The organism is Lentzea sp. DG1S-22 (assembly GCF_036321065.1).
GTDB lineage: Bacteria > Actinomycetota > Actinomycetes > Mycobacteriales > Pseudonocardiaceae > Lentzea > Lentzea jiangxiensis.
Map to the genome: position 1 here is coordinate 827,964 of NZ_CP143276.1, position 15,662 is coordinate 843,625.

18 protein-coding genes are annotated in these 15,662 nt (G+C 71.9%); 8 read left to right on the plus strand and 10 right to left on the minus strand.

Annotation, left to right across the window (positions count from 1 at the left end; genetic code table 11):
• Nucleotides 1-8: 8 nt before the first annotated feature.
• From hsaD to hsaB, 3 genes are read left to right on the plus strand one after another with little or no spacing between them, the layout of a single operon-like run.
• A complete protein-coding gene (gene hsaD, locus V1227_RS03730; protein ID WP_329791042.1) occupies nucleotides 9-818 on the plus strand; it encodes a 4,5:9,10-diseco-3-hydroxy-5,9,17-trioxoandrosta-1(10),2-diene-4-oate hydrolase in 810 nt (269 codons plus the stop codon).
• Entirely contained in the window at nucleotides 818-1,720 is a 903-nt protein-coding gene (gene hsaC, locus V1227_RS03735; RefSeq protein ID WP_329791043.1) for an iron-dependent extradiol dioxygenase HsaC, read from the plus strand. Before hsaD ends, hsaC begins: the two co-directional genes overlap by 1 nt.
• Nucleotides 1,684-2,256 carry a 3-hydroxy-9,10-secoandrosta-1,3,5(10)-triene-9,17-dione monooxygenase reductase subunit gene (gene hsaB / locus V1227_RS03740; RefSeq protein WP_329791044.1) on the plus strand — a complete coding sequence of 191 codons (573 nt, stop codon included), beginning with the start codon at nucleotides 1,684-1,686 and terminating at the stop codon, nucleotides 2,254-2,256. Before hsaC ends, hsaB begins: the two co-directional genes overlap by 37 nt.
• On the opposite strand, the gene V1227_RS03745 is transcribed toward hsaB, so the two are convergent.
• Nucleotides 2,242-3,057, minus strand: coding sequence for a class I SAM-dependent methyltransferase (locus tag V1227_RS03745; protein ID WP_329791045.1), 816 nt, complete (start codon nucleotides 3,055-3,057; stop codon nucleotides 2,242-2,244). The two genes, hsaB and V1227_RS03745, sit on opposite strands and share 15 nt — an antisense overlap.
• A gap of 42 nt (nucleotides 3,058-3,099) precedes the next feature.
• On the opposite strand from V1227_RS03745, the gene V1227_RS03750 reads away from it, so the two are divergent.
• Nucleotides 3,100-3,519 (plus strand): helix-turn-helix domain-containing protein, encoded by a 420-nt coding sequence (locus V1227_RS03750; RefSeq protein ID WP_329791046.1) that lies wholly within the window; start codon nucleotides 3,100-3,102, stop codon nucleotides 3,517-3,519.
• Between the two features lie 9 nt (nucleotides 3,520-3,528).
• Here V1227_RS03750 and V1227_RS03755 read toward each other — a convergent pair whose 3' ends face one another.
• Genes V1227_RS03755 through V1227_RS03775 form a run of 5 tightly spaced genes read right to left on the minus strand, consistent with a single transcriptional unit; the run spans nucleotide 3,529 to nucleotide 8,786 of the window.
• The gene (locus V1227_RS03755; RefSeq protein ID WP_329791047.1) at nucleotides 3,529-4,551 is read right to left on the minus strand and encodes an acyl-CoA dehydrogenase family protein; all 1,023 of its coding nucleotides are present in this window, start codon (nucleotides 4,549-4,551) and stop codon (nucleotides 3,529-3,531) included.
• Nucleotides 4,548-5,351 (minus strand): acyl-CoA dehydrogenase family protein, encoded by an 804-nt coding sequence (locus tag V1227_RS03760; RefSeq protein ID WP_329791048.1) that lies wholly within the window; start codon nucleotides 5,349-5,351, stop codon nucleotides 4,548-4,550. Before V1227_RS03760 ends, V1227_RS03755 begins: the two co-directional genes overlap by 4 nt.
• Nucleotides 5,348-6,439 (minus strand): acyl-CoA dehydrogenase family protein, encoded by a 1,092-nt coding sequence (locus tag V1227_RS03765; RefSeq protein ID WP_329791049.1) that lies wholly within the window; start codon nucleotides 6,437-6,439, stop codon nucleotides 5,348-5,350. Before V1227_RS03765 ends, V1227_RS03760 begins: the two co-directional genes overlap by 4 nt.
• The gene (locus tag V1227_RS03770) at nucleotides 6,439-7,269 is read right to left on the minus strand and encodes an enoyl-CoA hydratase (RefSeq protein ID WP_329791050.1); all 831 of its coding nucleotides are present in this window, start codon (nucleotides 7,267-7,269) and stop codon (nucleotides 6,439-6,441) included. Before V1227_RS03770 ends, V1227_RS03765 begins: the two co-directional genes overlap by 1 nt.
• Nucleotides 7,266-8,786, minus strand: a complete 1,521-nt coding sequence (locus V1227_RS03775) for a FadD3 family acyl-CoA ligase (RefSeq protein WP_442916459.1) — start codon at nucleotides 8,784-8,786, stop codon at nucleotides 7,266-7,268. Before V1227_RS03775 ends, V1227_RS03770 begins: the two co-directional genes overlap by 4 nt.
• Here V1227_RS03775 and V1227_RS03780 point away from each other — a divergent pair.
• The 4 genes from V1227_RS03780 to V1227_RS03795 are packed head-to-tail and all read left to right on the plus strand — an operon-like array spanning nucleotide 8,785 to nucleotide 12,368.
• Nucleotides 8,785-9,858 carry an acyl-CoA dehydrogenase family protein gene (locus V1227_RS03780; protein ID WP_329791052.1) on the plus strand — a complete coding sequence of 358 codons (1,074 nt, stop codon included), beginning with the start codon at nucleotides 8,785-8,787 and terminating at the stop codon, nucleotides 9,856-9,858. The two genes, V1227_RS03775 and V1227_RS03780, sit on opposite strands and share 2 nt — an antisense overlap.
• Nucleotides 9,855-10,598 carry an SDR family oxidoreductase gene (locus tag V1227_RS03785; RefSeq protein WP_329791053.1) on the plus strand — a complete coding sequence of 248 codons (744 nt, stop codon included), beginning with the start codon at nucleotides 9,855-9,857 and terminating at the stop codon, nucleotides 10,596-10,598. Before V1227_RS03780 ends, V1227_RS03785 begins: the two co-directional genes overlap by 4 nt.
• A 14-nt stretch (nucleotides 10,599-10,612) precedes the next feature.
• Nucleotides 10,613-11,209: a TetR/AcrR family transcriptional regulator gene (locus tag V1227_RS03790; protein WP_236223885.1), complete on the plus strand. Its 597-nt coding sequence runs from the start codon at nucleotides 10,613-10,615 to the stop codon at nucleotides 11,207-11,209.
• Between the two features lie 13 nt (nucleotides 11,210-11,222).
• Nucleotides 11,223-12,368: an acetyl-CoA C-acetyltransferase gene (locus V1227_RS03795; protein ID WP_329791054.1), complete on the plus strand. Its 1,146-nt coding sequence runs from the start codon at nucleotides 11,223-11,225 to the stop codon at nucleotides 12,366-12,368.
• Here V1227_RS03795 and V1227_RS03800 read toward each other — a convergent pair.
• The 4 genes from V1227_RS03800 to V1227_RS03815 are packed head-to-tail and all read right to left on the minus strand — an operon-like array spanning nucleotide 12,352 to nucleotide 15,647.
• The gene (locus V1227_RS03800) at nucleotides 12,352-13,401 is read right to left on the minus strand and encodes an NAD(P)H-dependent flavin oxidoreductase (protein WP_329791055.1); all 1,050 of its coding nucleotides are present in this window, start codon (nucleotides 13,399-13,401) and stop codon (nucleotides 12,352-12,354) included. The genes V1227_RS03795 and V1227_RS03800 overlap by 17 nt on opposite strands.
• Nucleotides 13,398-14,111 (minus strand): CoA-transferase subunit beta, encoded by a 714-nt coding sequence (locus tag V1227_RS03805; RefSeq protein WP_236223882.1) that lies wholly within the window; start codon nucleotides 14,109-14,111, stop codon nucleotides 13,398-13,400. The genes V1227_RS03800 and V1227_RS03805 overlap by 4 nt, the downstream gene beginning before the upstream one ends.
• Nucleotides 14,108-14,905: a CoA transferase subunit A gene (locus tag V1227_RS03810; protein WP_329791057.1), complete on the minus strand. Its 798-nt coding sequence runs from the start codon at nucleotides 14,903-14,905 to the stop codon at nucleotides 14,108-14,110. Before V1227_RS03810 ends, V1227_RS03805 begins: the two co-directional genes overlap by 4 nt.
• On the minus strand, nucleotides 14,880-15,647 hold the full coding sequence (locus tag V1227_RS03815) for an enoyl-CoA hydratase family protein (RefSeq protein WP_329791058.1): 768 nt from the start codon (nucleotides 15,645-15,647) through the stop codon (nucleotides 14,880-14,882). The genes V1227_RS03810 and V1227_RS03815 overlap by 26 nt, the downstream gene beginning before the upstream one ends.
• Nucleotides 15,648-15,662 lie beyond the last annotated feature (15 nt).

Sequence of the window (15,662 nt, forward strand, 5' to 3'; positions counted from 1 at the left end):
GGGCGTCGATGAGCGTGCGGTTGCACTACCACGAGGCGGGTGCGGACAACGCCGAGACGCTGGTCCTGCTGCACGGCGGCGGGCCCGGTGCGTCGGCGATGTCGAACTTCCGCGCGAACATCCCGGTGTTCGCGAAGTCGTTCCGGGTGCTGGCGGTCGACCTGCCGGGCTACGGCCAGTCGGACAAGCCCGCCGAGCACGACCAGTACTTCTCCTTCGCCGCCAAGGCGTTGAAGGACCTGCTGGACTCGCTGGAGGTCGAGCGGGCCCACCTCCTCGGCAACTCGCTGGGCGGCGGCACCGCGGTCCGGTTCGCGCTGGACAACGGCAAGCGCGCCGGGCGGCTCGTGCTGATGGGGCCGGGCGGGCTGTCGTTGAACGTCTTCTCACCGGACCCGACCGAGGGGGTGCGCAAGCTCGGCGCGTTCGCCAGGACACCCACGCGGGAGAAGATCGAGGAGTTCCTGCGGATCATGGTCTTCGACCAGTCGCTGATCACCGACGAGCTGGTCGACGAGCGGTTCGAGGCCGCGTCGAACCCGGAGTCGTTGCGGGCCATGGCCGCGCTCGGCAGGTCGTTCTCCGGCGCGGACTTCGAGCAGGGCATGCTCTGGCGCGAGGCGTACAGGCTGCGTCAGCGGGTGTTGCTGGTGTGGGGCCGTGAGGACCGGGTCAACCCCCTGGACGGCGCGCTGGTGGCGCTGAAGCTGATCCCGCGCGCCCGGCTGCACGTGTTCGGCGGCTGCGGGCACTGGGCGCAGCTCGAGAAGTTCGACGAGTTCAACAGGCTGGCGCTCGACTTCCTCGGGGAGGCGTGATGGGCATCCGTTCACTGGGCTACCTGAGGATCGAGACGACCGACATGGCCCGGTGGCGCGAGTTCGGCCTGAAGGTCCTCGGCATGGTCGAGGGCAAGGGTTCGGCGGAGGGCGCACTGCACCTGCGCATGGACGACTTCCCGGCGCGGCTGGTGGTCGTGCCCGGCTCGCGGGACCGCCTGCAGGTGTCCGGCTGGGAGGCCGCCACCGAGGCCGAGCTGGAGGACGTGGCGAAGCGCCTGGCCTCGGCCGGGGTCACCTACGTCGAGGGCATGGCGGAGGACCTGGCGGAACGGCGGGTGAACGGACTGATCCGGTTCGACGACCCGTCGGGCAACACGCTGGAGGTCTTCCACGGCGCCGCGCTGGAGCACCGGCGGGTCGTCTCGCCGTACGGGCACCGGTTCGTGACGGGGGAGCAGGGGCTCGGGCACGTCGTGCTGTCCACTTCGGACGACGAGGCCGCTCTGCACTTCTACCGCGACGTGCTGGGCTTCCGGCTGCGCGACTCGATGCGCCTGCCGCCGCAGCTCGTCGGCAGGCCCGAGGACGGCCCGCCCGCGTGGCTGAGGTTCTTCGGCTGCAACCCGCGCCACCACAGCCTCGCGTTCCTGCCGATGCCGACTCCGAGCGGGATCGTGCACCTCATGGTCGAGGTCGAGAACACCGACGACGTGGGCCTGACGCTCGACCGCGCGCTGCGCCGCAAGGTGCCCCTGTCGGCGACCCTGGGCCGGCACGTGAACGACCTGATGCTGTCGTTCTACATGAAGACACCCGGCGGGTTCGACGTCGAGTTCGGTTGCGAGGGACGGCAGGTGTCCGATGAGGACTGGATCGCACGGGAAAGCACGGCGGTGAGCCTGTGGGGACACGACTTCAGCGTGGGGGTCCGGAAGTAGCGGCCCGCTACCGCTCCGTCCTCGGCCACTTCTGCACGGGGGTGGCCGTGGTGACCGGCACGTCCCCGGACGGACCGGTCGGGTTCGCCTGCCAGGCGTTCGCCGCCCTGTCGCTCGACCCGCCGCTGGTGCTGTTCTGCCCGCAGCGGACCTCGCGCAGCTGGGCCGCGATGGCGCCGGCCGGCTCGTTCTGCGTGAACGTGCTGGCCGAGGACCAGCGCGAGGTCTCGACGGTGTTCGGCAGGGCGGGCGCGGACAAGTTCGCCGGCATCTCCTGGACGCCGTCGCCCACCGGGGCCCCGGTGCTCGACGGCGCCCTGACGTGGGTGGACTGCCGCGTGACGGCCGTGCACGACGAGGGTGACCACCACGTCGTCATCGGCTCGGTCGTCGAGCTGGGTCCGGTGCGCGAGGCGCGGCCGCTGCTGTTCTACCGCGGCCGCTACGCCTCGCACGCCGAGCTGGACCCGCGCGGCTGGTCCGGCGAGGTCCTCGACAACCTCCTGACCTGGCAGCGCCAGTCAGAGTGGAGCTGACGCCGTGACGTGCCAGCACGCGCCCGGGATCCGCACCTCGTCGTCGTGCACGAACCCGTCGAACGCGCTCCGCACGCCGGCGAGGATCCCGGCCCGGTCCTCCTCCGGCGCCTCCCGCAGCGCGCGGGCGATCGGGCCGAGGTTGCCCAGGTACGTGCCCAGCAGCTTCTCGGGCATCGTGCAGGTCCGGTCCACCGGGCTGAGACCGACCTCGCCCCACCCGGCCCGTTCGAGGATCTCGCGGGTCCTGCCGGCGTCCGCGAGCGAGAACGGCCCCGGCCCGTCCGGGTCCGGCGCGGGCGCGTCGGGCACCAGCTCCGCCGCGGCCTTCGACGCGGTGGTCATGAACGGGTTCTCCTCCGCCGTGCGCCAGACGACCAGGCTGAGCTCACCGCCCGGCGTGGTGGCGTCGAGCAGGTTGCGGAAGGCCGCCTCCGGATCGGCGAAGAACATGACCCCGAACCTGCTGAGGACCAGGTCGAAGCTCTCGCCGAACGCGTGCACCTGCGCGTCGGCCTCGACGAACCGCGCCACGCCGTGCTCCCGTGCCGCGGCGAGCATCGTCGAGGAGATGTCGACGCCCAGGCAGTCCGCCCCGGTGGCCTCGGTGACCGCCCTGGTGACGCCGCCCGTGCCGCACCCGACGTCGAGGACCTTGACGCGCGGCCGCTCCAGAGCGTGCCGCACCAGCACGTCCTGGAACGGCCGCAGCACCATCTCCACGACGTCCTGCGCGTTCGCCCAGCCCCGGCCCGCCGCGTTCCACCAGGCCGCCTGCTCGCTGTTGACCTCAGATGTCATGCTCACACCGTCCTACTTCAAGTCGGCTTGAGGTCAAGTGTCGTGGACTTCGCGGAAATCGGCATCGGTGAGGTCGTCCGCCGCTCCGGCGTGCCCGCCTCGACCCTGCGCTACTACGAGGAACGAGGCCTGATCGCGTCCCTGGGCCGCCGCGGCCTGGCCCGCGTGTTCTCGTCGGCCGTGCTGGAACAGCTGGCGCTGATCGCCATCTGCCGCTCGGCGGGGTTCTCCCTCGACGAGATCACGCTGATGTTCTCGCCCGACGGCCGTCCGTCCCCGAACCGCGCGATGCTCGCGGCCAAGGCGGACGAGCTGGACGCGACCATCCGCAGGCTCACCTCCATGCGCGACGACCTGAGGCACGCCGCGGCCTGCCCGGCGCCGTCGCACCTGGAGTGCCCGACGTTCCGCCGCGTGCTGAGGGAGGGGTTCAGGCGGCCGGACGGCGACGCGGGTCCGTGACCGCCGCGATCACCCGCGGGTGAGGCGGGCGAGTCTTTCCAGGTGGACCTGCGGACTGCCGAACAACTGCCCGCTCCCGTGCGCCCGCTTCAAGTACAGGTGCGCGTCGTGCTCCCAGGTGATCGCGATACCGCCGTGCATCTGCACCATCTCGGCCGCGACCTTGAAGAAGGCCTCCGAGCAGTACACCTTCGCCACCGCCGCCGACACCTCGTCCACCGCCGCGAGCGAGGCCGACCGCGCCGTCTCCACGAGCACGTGCAGATCGGCCATCCGGTGCTTCAGGGCCTGGAACGACCCGATGGGCTTCCCGAACTGGACCCGCGTCCTGGTGTGCTCGACGGTGAGCTCGAGCGCCCGTGCGGCAGCACCCACCTGCTCCGCGCTCAACGCCGCCAGCGCGATGTCGCGCACGCCGGGGGACCACGGCCCGAGGTACGCGGCGGCACCACCGGTCAGCCGGACGGAGGCGAGGCGGCGCGTCGGGTCCATCGCCGGGGTGTGCGAGCGGGTGACGCCGGCCGGGTCGGCCTCGTACAGCGAGACGCCGTCCGTGACGAGCAGGATCTCGGCGGTGTCCCCGTCCAGGACGTAGCGGACGCTGCCCTCCAGCGGACCCCCGGAGGCCGCCGTGGTGATCTCCGGGTGGTCGGGCGGCGCGGCGGTCACCCCGTCGCCGGCGGCCCACGGCCAGGCGAGAGCGGCGATCTCCCCGCCGGCGATCCGGGGCAGCAACCGGGCGCACGCCTCGACGTTCCCGCTGGCCAGCAACGCCTGCGAGGCGAGCGTCGAGGCGAGCAGCGGTGCCGGGGTGAGCGTGCGGCCGAGTTCCCCCAGCGCCACGCGGGTCTCCGGCAACCCGGCGCCGGAGCCGCCGTACTCCTCGGGGATCGGGAGCACGCCGATGTCGCACAGCCGCGCCCATAGCGCCTTGTCGTGGCCGTGCGGTGCCTCGATGGCCGCCCGGACGTCCGAGTGCCTGTCGAGCATGCCGCGGACGGCGTCGCGCAACGCCAGTCGTTCCGGTGTCACAACGCCTCCAGCACTCGGGCCCGGTGCGTCGACGGGCTGCCCCACGCCGTGCGCAGGGCTCGGGTCTGCAGCAGGAACCTGCCCAGCTCGTGCTCGGCGGTGCAGCCGATGGCCCCGTGCACCTGCAGGGCGGTGCGGGCGGCTCGCCAGGCGGCGTCGGAGGTGGCCACCTTGGCGGCGGACACGTCCCTGGAGGTCAGGGTGACCGCGGCGCCGAAGACCAGGGGCCGCGCCATCTCCAGGCCGACCAGGACGGTCGCGAGGTGGTGCTTGACGGCCTGGAACCGGCCGATCGGCTGGCCGAACTGCGCGCGTGCCCCGGCGTACGAGGTGGTCATCTCGAGCATCGCCCGGCCCAGGCCGAGGAGCTGCGCCGAGCAGGCCAGGACGCCCAGGTCGAACGCGCGGGCGGCCTGCGCGCCGGTGGCGACGACCGGGCCCGCGGCCAGTTCGGCCAGGCGGCGGGACGGGTCCACGGACCGCAGGAACGAGGTGGGGGACGCCTCGTGCACGTCGGAGCCCTGGACCAGGAAGTACCGATCGGCCTCGACGGCGTGGGGCACCAGGGGCGGGAAGGCGACGGAGCCGGGACCCACCCCCAGGGCGGGCAGCACCGCGAGGGACTCGACCAGGGGCCCGGCCGACGCGTGGTGCCCCAGCTCCTCGAACACCACCACCAGGTCCACCGGGTCGGTCACCTCGTCCAGACCGAGCGCACCGAGGTCGGTCCGGCCCGCGGCCAGGAAGTCGTGCAGCACGGAGGCGAGGTCCGCCTGCTCGGCGGACAGCGTGAACATCATCGCGGCAGCCCCAGGAGTCGTTCGGCGATCACGTTGCGCTGGATCTCGTTGGTGCCGGCGTAGATCGGTCCCGCCAGCGAGAACAGCCACCCGTCCCGCCAGCCCGGCGCCACCTCGCCGAGCAGGTCGAGCGCGGTCTCGTGCAGGGCCACGTCGAGCTCGGACCAGAACACCTTCGTCACGCTCGCGGCAGGCCCGCTCACCGGCTGCGCCAACGCGCCGAACGTGTGGAGGCGGTAGGCCTGCGCGCCGATCCACGCGTCCACGACCCGGTCGCGCAACGCCGGATCGGGGTTCTCGCGGTACAGCTCCACCAGGCGCGCGGCCGCGGCGGTGAAACGGCCCGGGCTGCGCAGGGTGAGGCCGCGCTCGTTGCCCGCGGTGCTCATCGCCACGCGCCAGCCGTCGCCGGGTTCGCCCACGACGTCGTGGTCCGGCACGAACACGTCGTCGAGGAAGATCTCGGCGAAGCCCGGCTCGCCGTCGAGCTGGGCGATCGGCCGGACCGCCACGCCGGGGGCGCGCAGGTCGAACAACAGGTAGGTCAGGCCCCGGTGGCGTTCGCCGGGGCCGGTGCGGAAGAGCCCGAACGCGCGGTCCGCGAACGCCGCCCGGGAGCTCCAGGTCTTCTGGCCGCGCAGCAGCCAGCCGCCGTCGCGGCGGACGGCCGTGCTGCGCAGCGACGCCAGGTCCGACCCCGCCTCGGGTTCGGACCAGGCCTGCGCCCAGACCTCGTCGGCGCGTGCCATGGCGGGCAGGATCCGAGCGCGTTGCTCGTCCGTGCCGTGCGCGAACAACGTCGGTGCGAGCAGGAAGATGCCGTTCTGCGAGACGCGGCCGGGTGCGCCGGAGGCGTGGTACTCCTCCTCGAACACCAGCCACTGCAGCAGCGAGGCCTCCCGGCCACCGAACTTCTCGGGCCACGAGACGACCGACAACCGGGAAGAGGCGAGGAGACGTTCCCAGGAACGGTGTTCCTCGAAGCCCTCCGCGGTGTCCATCGAGGACAGCGGACGGACGTGCGCCGCCAGCCACGAGCGCACCTCGGCCTGGAACTCGAGGGTCGACGCGTCAAGGGAGAGGTCCATCAGCCGGAGGCCTTCTTCATCGTGCGGGCGTCCATGCCGGCCAGCGCGTCGGTGCCGACCTCGGCGTTGTGCGCGTGCGCGAAGTGGTGCAGCCCGAACACCGAGTCCATCCCGGCACGCATCCCCATCAGGTCCTCGGCCTGGTTGACCGCCTTCTTCGCGAGAGCGAGCCCGAACCGCGGCATCGCCGAGATCCGTCCGGCCAGCTCGAAGACGGTCGCCTCCAGCGACTCCCGGGGCACGACGCGCGACACCATGCCCCACTCGTGGGCGCGCTGGGCTGAGAACCGGTCGCCGGTGAACAGCACCTCCTTCGCGGCACGAGGGCCGAGGACCCACGGGTGCGCGAAGTACTCGACACCGGGAATCCCCATGCGCACCACGGGGTCGGCGAAGAACGCGTCCTCGGAGGCGACGACCAGGTCGCAGACCCACGCCAGCATCAGGCCACCGGCGACGCACGCGCCCTGCACCATCGCGATCGTCGGCTTCGGGATCTCCCGCCACCGCCGGCACATCCCGAGGTAGACCTCCATCTCGCGCGCGAACCGGAGGTCGCCGCCCTCACGGCCGACGTGGTCCCACCACAGGACTGCCTTGCGCTCGAACGAGGTGTCGACGTCACGCCCCGGCGAGCCGATGTCGTGGCCCGCGGAGAAGTGGTCGCCGGCACCGGCCAGGACGACCACCTTGACCTCGTCGTCGTCGACCGCGCGGGTGAAGGCCTCGTCCAGCGCGTAGGTCATCGCCGAGTTCTGCGCGTTGCGGTACTCCGGGCGGTTCATGGTCACGACGGCGACCGCGTCCCGCCGCTCATACGACACAGTCACGCGTTCTCCTCGCGCAGTCGGGTTTTGAGGACCTTGCCCATGGCGTTGCGGGGGAGCGCGGGGTGGAACTCCACCGCACGCGGCACCTTGTAGTTCGCGAGCCGCTCCCGGCAGAACGCGATCACCTCGTCCGCCGTCAGCGCGGAACCGGGCGCTGTGACGACGTGCGCCACGCCGACCTCGCCGAGCCGCGCGTCGGCCGTCCCGACCACCGCCGACTCCGCGACCCCCGGCAGGCGGGCCAGCGCCTGCTCGACCTCCGCCGGGTAGACGTTGAACCCGCCGCAGATGTACATGTCCTTGAGCCGGTCGGTGATCGAGAGGTACCCGTGCTCGTCGACCGTCCCGACGTCACCCGTGTGCAGCCAGCCGTCGGCGTCGACCGCGGCAGCCGTGGCCTCGGGATCGTCGAGGTAGCCGAGCATCACGTTCGGGCCGCGCAGCAGCACCTCGTCCCGCTCGCCCAGCCGCAGCTCGAACCCCGCCAGGGGTCGCCCGCACGTGTGCGCGACGGTCTCCGGCGAGTCACCGGGCCGGCACATGGTGGCGACGACCGCCTCCGTCAGCCCGTAGGCGGTGAGAACGGTCAGCGACAGCTCCGACCGCATGCGCTCGACCAGCGCCACCGGGACGACCGCGGCACCGGTGACCGCCAGCCGCAGGCTCGACAGGTCGAACGAGTCGCGCCCGGGGTGGTCCAGCAGCGCCTGGAAGATCGTCGGCGGCCCCGGCAGCACGGTGATCCGCTCCCGCTCGACCAGCCGCATCGTCTCGACGACGTCGAACACCGGCTGCGGCACGATCGTGGCGCCGCTCGACAGGCACGCCAGGATCCCCGCCTTGTAGCCGAAGGTGTGGAAGAAGGGGTTGACGATCAGATAGCGGTCCGCCGAAGTCAGTTCGCCGCACGAAGCCCACGCCTCGGCCACCCCGAGCGACTGCCGGTGCGCGCTCATCGCCCCCTTGCTGCGCCCGGTGGTCCCGGACGTGAACATGACGTCGCACAGCTGGTCCCCGGTCAGGGCGGGCAGGCCGACGTCGGCCGGGACCCAGGACGCCGGCAACCGCACCACCTCCGGGAGGTCCGGCGACAACGCCCGCAGCTCCGCCTCCCTGTCACGCCCCAGGAACTCGCCCTCCACGACCAGCACGCGGGCGGCGCTGCGCCGCAGCACGTCCAAGGTCTCCACCGCGGTGAACCGCGTGTTGATCGGCACGAGCGCCGCGCCCGCGTGCAGCGCCCCGAGCCCCGCGACCACCCACTGAGCCGAGTTGGGCGCGCACAGGGCGACCCGGTCACCCGGCCGCACGCCCATCCCCACGAGCGCGCGAGCGGCGTCCAGCACCGCGGAACGCAGCCCCGCCCAGCCGATCCGGACCTCGCCGTCCACCAACGCCTCCGCGTCGGTGTACGAAGCAGCGGCCCGGTCGAGCACGGCTGAAACCGTGTGCCTGCTTGGATCTACGGCCACAACGCCCTCCAAAGCAAGTGCTTGGTAGGTTAGAGTATGGCGCATGGAGTCCTTCCGGCGCGAGGTGCGGGAATGGTTGTCCGCCAACCTCGTCGGTGAGTTCGCTGAGCTGCGCGGCCTGGGAGGACCGGGCCGCGAGCACGAGGCGTTCGAGGGGCGGTTGCGCTGGCACCGGCACCTCGCCCGGAGCGGGTGGACGTGCCTCGGCTGGCCCGGCGAGCGCAGCGTCGAGGAACAGGTGGTCTTCCACGAGGAGTACGCGCGGGCCGACGCCCCGGCGAAGGTCGACATCGTCGGCGAAGGCCTGCTGGGCCCGACGCTCGTCGCGTTCGGCACGCCGGAGCAGAAGGAGCGCTTCCTGCCCAAGATCCGCACCCTCGACGAGCTGTGGTGCCAGGGCTACTCCGAACCGGGCGCGGGATCCGATCTGGCGTCCGTGCAGACCAAGGCGCGGCTCGAAGGCGGCCGATGGGTGATCGACGGCCAGAAGATCTGGACGTCGAACGCGCACCACTCGGACTGGATCTTCGTGCTGTGCCGCACCGAACCGGGCTCGCGGCGGCACCGGGGCCTGTCGTACCTGCTCGTCCCGCTGCGCCAGCCGGGGATCGAGGTGCGGCCGATCCGCCAGCTCACCGGCACGTCCGAGTTCAACGAGGTCTTCTTCGGCGGCGCGGTCACGGCGCGGGAGAACGTCGTCGGCCGCCCCGGTGAGGGCTGGAAGGTCGCGATGGCCACCCTCGGCTTCGAGCGCGGTACGGCGATGCTCGGCCACCAGGTCGCGTTCCGGCGTCAGCTCGACGCGATCACGGCGCGGGCCCCGGACGACGAGAGGCTCACCAGGGCGTGGGTGGAGCTGCACGTCATGCGCTCGCACACGCTGAGGACCCTGAACGACGAACCGGGCTCGGAGGCGTCCGTGCTGAAGCTGTTCTGGGCGGGCTGGCACCGCAGGCTCGGCGAGCTCGCCGTGGACTCGCTCGGGCCGGAATCGATGATCGACGACAACGAGTGGCAGCGCCTGTTCCTGTTCAGCCGCGCGGAGACCATCTACGGCGGCTCGGACGAGATCCAGCGCGAAATCATCGCGCACCGGATCCTGGGGCTGCCGCGATGACCGGCCACGACCTGCTGACGGGCAAGGTCGTCGTGGTCACAGCCGCGGCGGGCACCGGCATCGGCTCGGCGACCGCGAAGCGGTGCCTCGAAGAAGGCGCCACGGTCGTCATCAGCGACTGGCACGAACGCCGCCTCGGGGAGACCCACGAAGCACTGGGCACCGCCCACGCCATCCCGTGCGACGTCACCGACGAGCAGCAGGTGCAACGGCTGGTCGACGAGACGGTCGAGCGCTGCGGCCGCATCGACGTGATGGTCAACAACGCCGGTCTCGGTGGCGAGAAGTCGGTCCTCGACATGTCCGACGAGGAGTGGTCGCGGGTCCTCGACGTCACGCTGAACGGCACCTTCCGCTGCACCAGGGCCGCACTGCGCCGAATGGTCGTCCAGCGAAGCGGTGTCGTCGTCAACAACTCGAGTGTGATCGGCTGGCGCGCCCAGAGGGGTCAAGCCCACTACGCCGCAGCGAAAGCGGGCGTCATGGCGCTCACCAGGTGCGCCGCGATGGACGTCGCCGAGCACGGCATCCGGGTGAACGCCGTCGCGCCGAGCTTGGCGGCGCACCCGTTCCTGGCCAAGGTCACCAGTGAGGAGTTGCTGACCGAACTGGCGTCCCGCGAGGCTTTCGGGCGCGCCGCCGAGCCCTGGGAGGTCGCGAATGTGATCGTGTTCCTCGCCAGCGACTACTCGTCCTACCTGACGGGCGAGGTCGTCTCGGTGAGCAGTCAGCACCCGTGAGAGAGGAACGACCGATGAGCACCCGGAGGGCCGAGCTGCTGGAGCTCGCCGCGAAGATGTTCGCCGACCGAGGCTACGGGCAGACCACGGTCAGGGACATCGCGGATGCGGCCGGCATCCTGTCCGGCAGCCTCTACCACCACTTCGACTCGAAGGAGTCGATGGTGGACGAGATCCTGCGGACGTTCCTGGACGGGCTGTTCACCCGGTACCGGGAGATCGTCGAGGCCGGCGCCGGTCCGAAGAAGACCCTCAAGGCGCTGGTCGTGGCGTCGTTCGAGGCGATCGACACCCGGCACGCCGCGGTCGCGATCTACCAGAACGAGGCCAAGCACCTGGCGCCGCTGGAGCGGTTCTCCTACATCGAGGACCGCAGCGCGGAGTTCCGCAAGCTGTGGACGGTGCTGCTGGAGGAGGGCATCAGCGCGGGCGTGTTCCGCGCAGACCTCGACGTCGACGTGGCGTACCGGTTCATCCGCGACACGGTGTGGGTGGCCGTGCGCTGGTACCGGCCGGACGGCGACCTGTCCGCGGAGACGGTGGCCGACCAGTACCTCGCCATCCTGCTCGACGGCATCGCCACGGGACGCCGGACGAACTCGAAGACGTAGAAGGAGGGCCCTCGTGGCCGAGGCGTACATCATCGAGGCTGTGCGGACCCCGGCGGGCAGGCGCGGTGGCGAGCTCAGCCACGTGCACCCCGCCGATCTCGGCGCGCACGTGATCACCGCACTGCTCAACCGGGTCGACGTCGACCCCACGGACGTCGACGACGTGATCTTCGGCTGCGTGGACACCGTCGGCCCGCAGGCGGGCGACATAGCGCGCACGTCGTGGCTCGCGGCGGGGTTCCCGGAGCAGGTGCCGGGCGTGACGGTCGACCGGCAGTGCGGCTCGAGCCAGCAGGCGCTGCACTTCGCGGCGCAGGCGGTCATGAGCGGCACGGCCGACGTCGTGGTCGCGGGTGGCGTGCAGAACATGTCGCAGGTGCCGATCGGGTCGGCCATGACGGCCGGTCCACGGGCAGGCGGCCCGTTCGAGGGCTGCGAGGGCTGGCAGCACCGCTACGGCGACGAGGAGGTCTCGCAGTTCCGCGCGGCGGACCTGATCGCCGTGCGGTGGGACCTGTCGCGGCGCGAGATGGAGGAGTTCGCGCTGCAGAGCCACCTCCGCGCGATCACCGCGATCAAGGAGGGCCGGTTCGACCGCGAGATCGCCCCGGTCAACGGGGTGGCGGCCGACGAGTGCCCGCGCCCGGACACCAGCGCCGAGAAGATTGCGAAGCTGGCGCCGTTGCGGCCGGGCGGCCGGACCACCGCCGCGCTGTCGTCGCAGATCTCCGACGGCGCCTCCGCGGTGCTGGTGGTGTCGGAACGGGCCGTGCGCGAGCACAGGCTGACGCCGCGGGCGCGCGTGCACCACCTGTCGGCGCGCGGGTCCGACCCGATCTACATGCTGACCGCGCCGATCCGGGCCACCCGGTACGCGCTGGCACGCGCCGGGATGTCCCTCGCGGACATCGACCTGTTCGAGATCAACGAGGCGTTCGCGTCGGTGGCGCTGGCGTGGGCCAAGGAGCTGGAGATCGACCTCGGCAGGGTCAACGTCAACGGGGGAGCGCTCGCGCTCGGCCACCCGATCGGCGCGACCGGCACGAAGCTGCTCACGACGTTGCTGCACGAGCTGGAGCGGACGGGCGGCCGGTTCGGGTTGCAGACGATGTGCGAGGGCGGCGGCCAGGCGAACGTGACGATCATCGAACGGCTCTGAGCCGGTCGATCGCCGCCTCGGCGTCCCGCACGATCCCCTCGACGAGGTCCGCGCACGTCGGCAGGTCGCCGAGCAGTCCGGCGACCTGGCCGGACGCGAGCACGCCCGCGTCGGTCCTGCCCTCGACCAGGCCCGCCTTGAGCAGCATCGGCGTGTTCGCGGCCATGACGACCTGCGACCACGTGAGGTCCCTGCCGTGCCTGAGGGCCAGGCCCTCGCGGATCATCGCGCGCCACGACAGCCCGGTGTGCCGCCGGAACCGGGCCGCGTTGGCGACGGCCCTGGCCAGGCCGCTGATCGGGCCGGACCTCTCGAGGTGCTCGACGAGGCCGGACCGCAGGACCCGGTGCGGCAGGCCGTCGACGCGGGTGGTCACGACCGTGCCGTTCAGATCCCGTCGCAGGTAGGCCTGTTTCACCGCGTCCGGCACCGTGCTCTCCCGCGTGAGCAGGAACCGGGTGCCCATCGCGATGCCGGCCGCGCCGTACGCGAGCGCGGCGGCCAGTCCGCGTCCGTCGAAGAAACCGCCGGCCGCGACCACCGGGATGTCCACGGCGTCCAGCACGCTCGGCAGCAGCAGGGTCGTCGCCACGCCGCCGGTGTGGCCACCACCCTCACCGCCCTGGACGATCACGGCGTGCGCGCCCCACTTCGCGACCTTCTCGGCGTGCCGGGCCGCGCCGACCGACGGGATCACGACGACACCGGCGTCGTGCAGCTTCGCGATCATGTCCGGTTTCGGGGCCAGCGCGAAGGAAGCGACCCGGACCCGTTCGCGGATGAGCAGGTCGACCCGCTCCGGTGCGTCGTGGGCGTCCGCGCGGAGGTTCACGCCGAACGGCGCGGTGGTGCGCGAGCGGGTCTCCCTGATGGCGGCTTCGAGCTCCGGGTAGGTCATCGTGGCCGAGGCGAGGATGCCGAGCCCGCCGGCCTCGGCGGTCGCGGACACGAGCCGCGGTCCCGCGACCCAGCCCATGCCGGTCTGCACGACCGGGTGCCGCACGCCGGCCAGGTCGGTGAGCGCGGTCCTCACCGCGGCACCTCCCCGTCGCGCGTGCCGTGCGGGTCGAGCCTCGTCCTGATCAGGTCGAGCTCCTCGCCGGTCGGGAGCCTGGTCTCGGTGACCCCGTCGGCGGCCAGGGGGAACGACGTCTGCCTCCGCACCTCGTCGACGGACACGCCGGGGTGCGCGGACACGATCCGCATCGAGCGGTCCGGGGTGGCGAAGTCGAGCACGGCGAGGTTCGTGACGACGCGGTGGACGTCGTGGAAGGGCCCCACGGCCCGGTCGTAGCCGACTCCGGACACCACGTCGACCGCCTCGACGAGCACGCGCGGGCTGTGCCGCGGCACCCAGTAGCTGGTGCGGTGGTTGATCGTGTTGCCCGGCGCGCCCCGGAAGCCGAGGAGCTGGCGCGTGGGCCGCGCGTGGTCGCCGATCGCGGAGATGTTCTGGTTGCCGAACCGGTCGACCTGGTTCGCGCCCATCACGACGTGCCGGCGGCCGTGCGCGACGACGTCGAACACCTTCCGGTACGGCAACCAGCCCTCCACCGCGGACTCCGGCGTGAGCAGGAACGCCTCGCCGTCGCTGAGCAGCAGGCCGGGTTCGGTCGTCAGCCGGGCGAGCTTCGCGCCGAGGGACGGGATGAGGCCCATCGGGCTGGCGAGCGTCTCCCCGGCGCCGAGGAACAGGTCGGCGCACGCGGCGACGCAGACTTCGGCGCGCGTGATGTCGCTCAACCGAGGAACCTCTCGTAGAAGTCCGGCCACTGCTCCGGGTCCGTGGCGGCGTTGGCGTACTCGCGCTGGAGGGCCTCGTCACGGCCGTAGTCGGGCACGCAGCTCGTGAACCCCGCGCCACCTGGTGCCTCCACCACGCCGTCGACCATCATCCGGTTGAGCAGCAGGGTTTGCGGCGGTCCGTCGAACGTCTCGACGACCTGCTCGCACGAGACGTACCTCCTGTCCGCGGCCAGGCAGAACAGGTCGTCGAAGTACGGGTCCGGCCCGAGGTACTGGGCGTTGCCGTGCCTGTCCGCGCGGTTGAGGTGCACGAGGGCCACGTCGAGCTTGAGCGCGGGCATCGCGACCAGCTCCTCGCCGTCGTCGTAGGGTGATCGCACGGTCTTGAGCTCCGGCGCGTACGTCAGCACGTCCGACCCGAGGCCCGCCCGGATGGGCAGGAACGGCAACCGGTGCCCGGCGGCGCGCAGCCCTGTCTGGAGCATGCCCTCGTCGAGCTCCAGCACCTCGATCGCACCGGTCTCGCGCGCCCGCTTGAACCACGGGTCGTACGGGATCGAGTCGAGCGAGACGAAGCCGTAGACCAGCTTGCGGACCTTTCCGGCCGCGCACAGCAGACCGGCGTCCGGGCCGCCGTACGTGACGACGGTGAGGCCGGTGACGCCGGACCGCAGCAGAGCCTTGACCAGGGTCATCGGCTTGCGCCGCGAGCCCCAGCCGCCGATGCCGACGGTCATCCCGTCCTCGATCTCGCCGACGGCCTCGTCAGCCGTCATTCGCTTGTCGCGCATGGTCTCCGTCCAGGAAGGCCTGCCGGGCGTGGTCCGACACGCCGGTGAGGTTCAGCTCGAAGGTGAAGCCCTGCTCGAAGCGGTAGCTCCGGTGCACGCGCTGCGGGTCGATGCCGTTGATCGCCTCCTTGGCGGCGCGGATCACCGTGGTGTCCTTCCTCGCGATCTCCTGCGCGATCTCGCGCGCCGCGTCGTCGAGCTGTGAGCGGGGCACGACCTCGACGACGCTGCCGTGGTGGTGCAGGGTCTGCGCGCTGACGTTGCGGGCCGTGTAGTAGAGCGTGCGCATGAGGTGCTGCGGCACGAGCCTCGCGAGGTGGGTGGCCGCGCCGAGCGCACCGCGGTCGACCTCGGGCAGCCCGAACGTGGCGTCGTCGGACGCGACGACGACGTCCGCGTTGCCGACCAGTCCGACACCGCCGCCGAGGCAGAACCCGTTGACGGCGGCGATCACCGGCACCTCGCAGTCGTAGACGGCCGCGAACGCCTTGGCACACCCGCGGTTGGCCGCCACGAGCGCGTTGTAGTCCTCCGCGCGCTGGATCTCCTTGAGGTCGACGCCCGCGCAGAACCCGCGGTTCTCCGCGCGGAGGACCACCACCCGCGCTCGCGGGTCCTCGCCCGCGGACGTGACCGCCGCGGCCAGGTCGAACCAGCCCCGAGAGGGGACGGCGTTGACCGGGGGGTAGTCGATGGTGACTTCGACGATGCCGTTTTCGGTGTGGCTGCTGGAGATCCCCATCACGCCGCCTTCCGA

Excerpts from the sequence above, each read along its gene's own strand:
- V1227_RS03780 (WP_329791052.1), top strand. The coding sequence starts at position 8,785 with ATGGAGTCCTTCCGGCGCGAGGTGCGGGAATGGTTGTCCGCCAACCTC.
- V1227_RS03745 (WP_329791045.1), bottom strand. The coding sequence starts at position 3,057 with ATGACATCTGAGGTCAACAGCGAGCAGGCGGCCTGGTGGAACGCGGCG.
- V1227_RS03815 (WP_329791058.1), bottom strand. The coding sequence starts at position 15,647 with ATGGGGATCTCCAGCAGCCACACCGAAAACGGCATCGTCGAAGTCACC.
- V1227_RS03790 (WP_236223885.1), top strand. The coding sequence starts at position 10,613 with ATGAGCACCCGGAGGGCCGAGCTGCTGGAGCTCGCCGCGAAGATGTTC.
- V1227_RS03765 (WP_329791049.1), bottom strand. The coding sequence starts at position 6,439 with ATGGACCTCTCCCTTGACGCGTCGACCCTCGAGTTCCAGGCCGAGGTG.
- V1227_RS03775 (WP_442916459.1), bottom strand. The coding sequence starts at position 8,786 with ATGCGCCATACTCTAACCTACCAAGCACTTGCTTTGGAGGGCGTTGTG.
- hsaC (WP_329791043.1), top strand. The coding sequence starts at position 818 with ATGGGCATCCGTTCACTGGGCTACCTGAGGATCGAGACGACCGACATG.
- hsaD (WP_329791042.1), top strand. The coding sequence starts at position 9 with ATGAGCGTGCGGTTGCACTACCACGAGGCGGGTGCGGACAACGCCGAG.
- V1227_RS03785 (WP_329791053.1), top strand. The coding sequence starts at position 9,855 with ATGACCGGCCACGACCTGCTGACGGGCAAGGTCGTCGTGGTCACAGCC.
- V1227_RS03810 (WP_329791057.1), bottom strand. The coding sequence starts at position 14,905 with ATGCGCGACAAGCGAATGACGGCTGACGAGGCCGTCGGCGAGATCGAG.
- V1227_RS03760 (WP_329791048.1), bottom strand. The coding sequence starts at position 5,351 with ATGATGTTCACGCTGTCCGCCGAGCAGGCGGACCTCGCCTCCGTGCTG.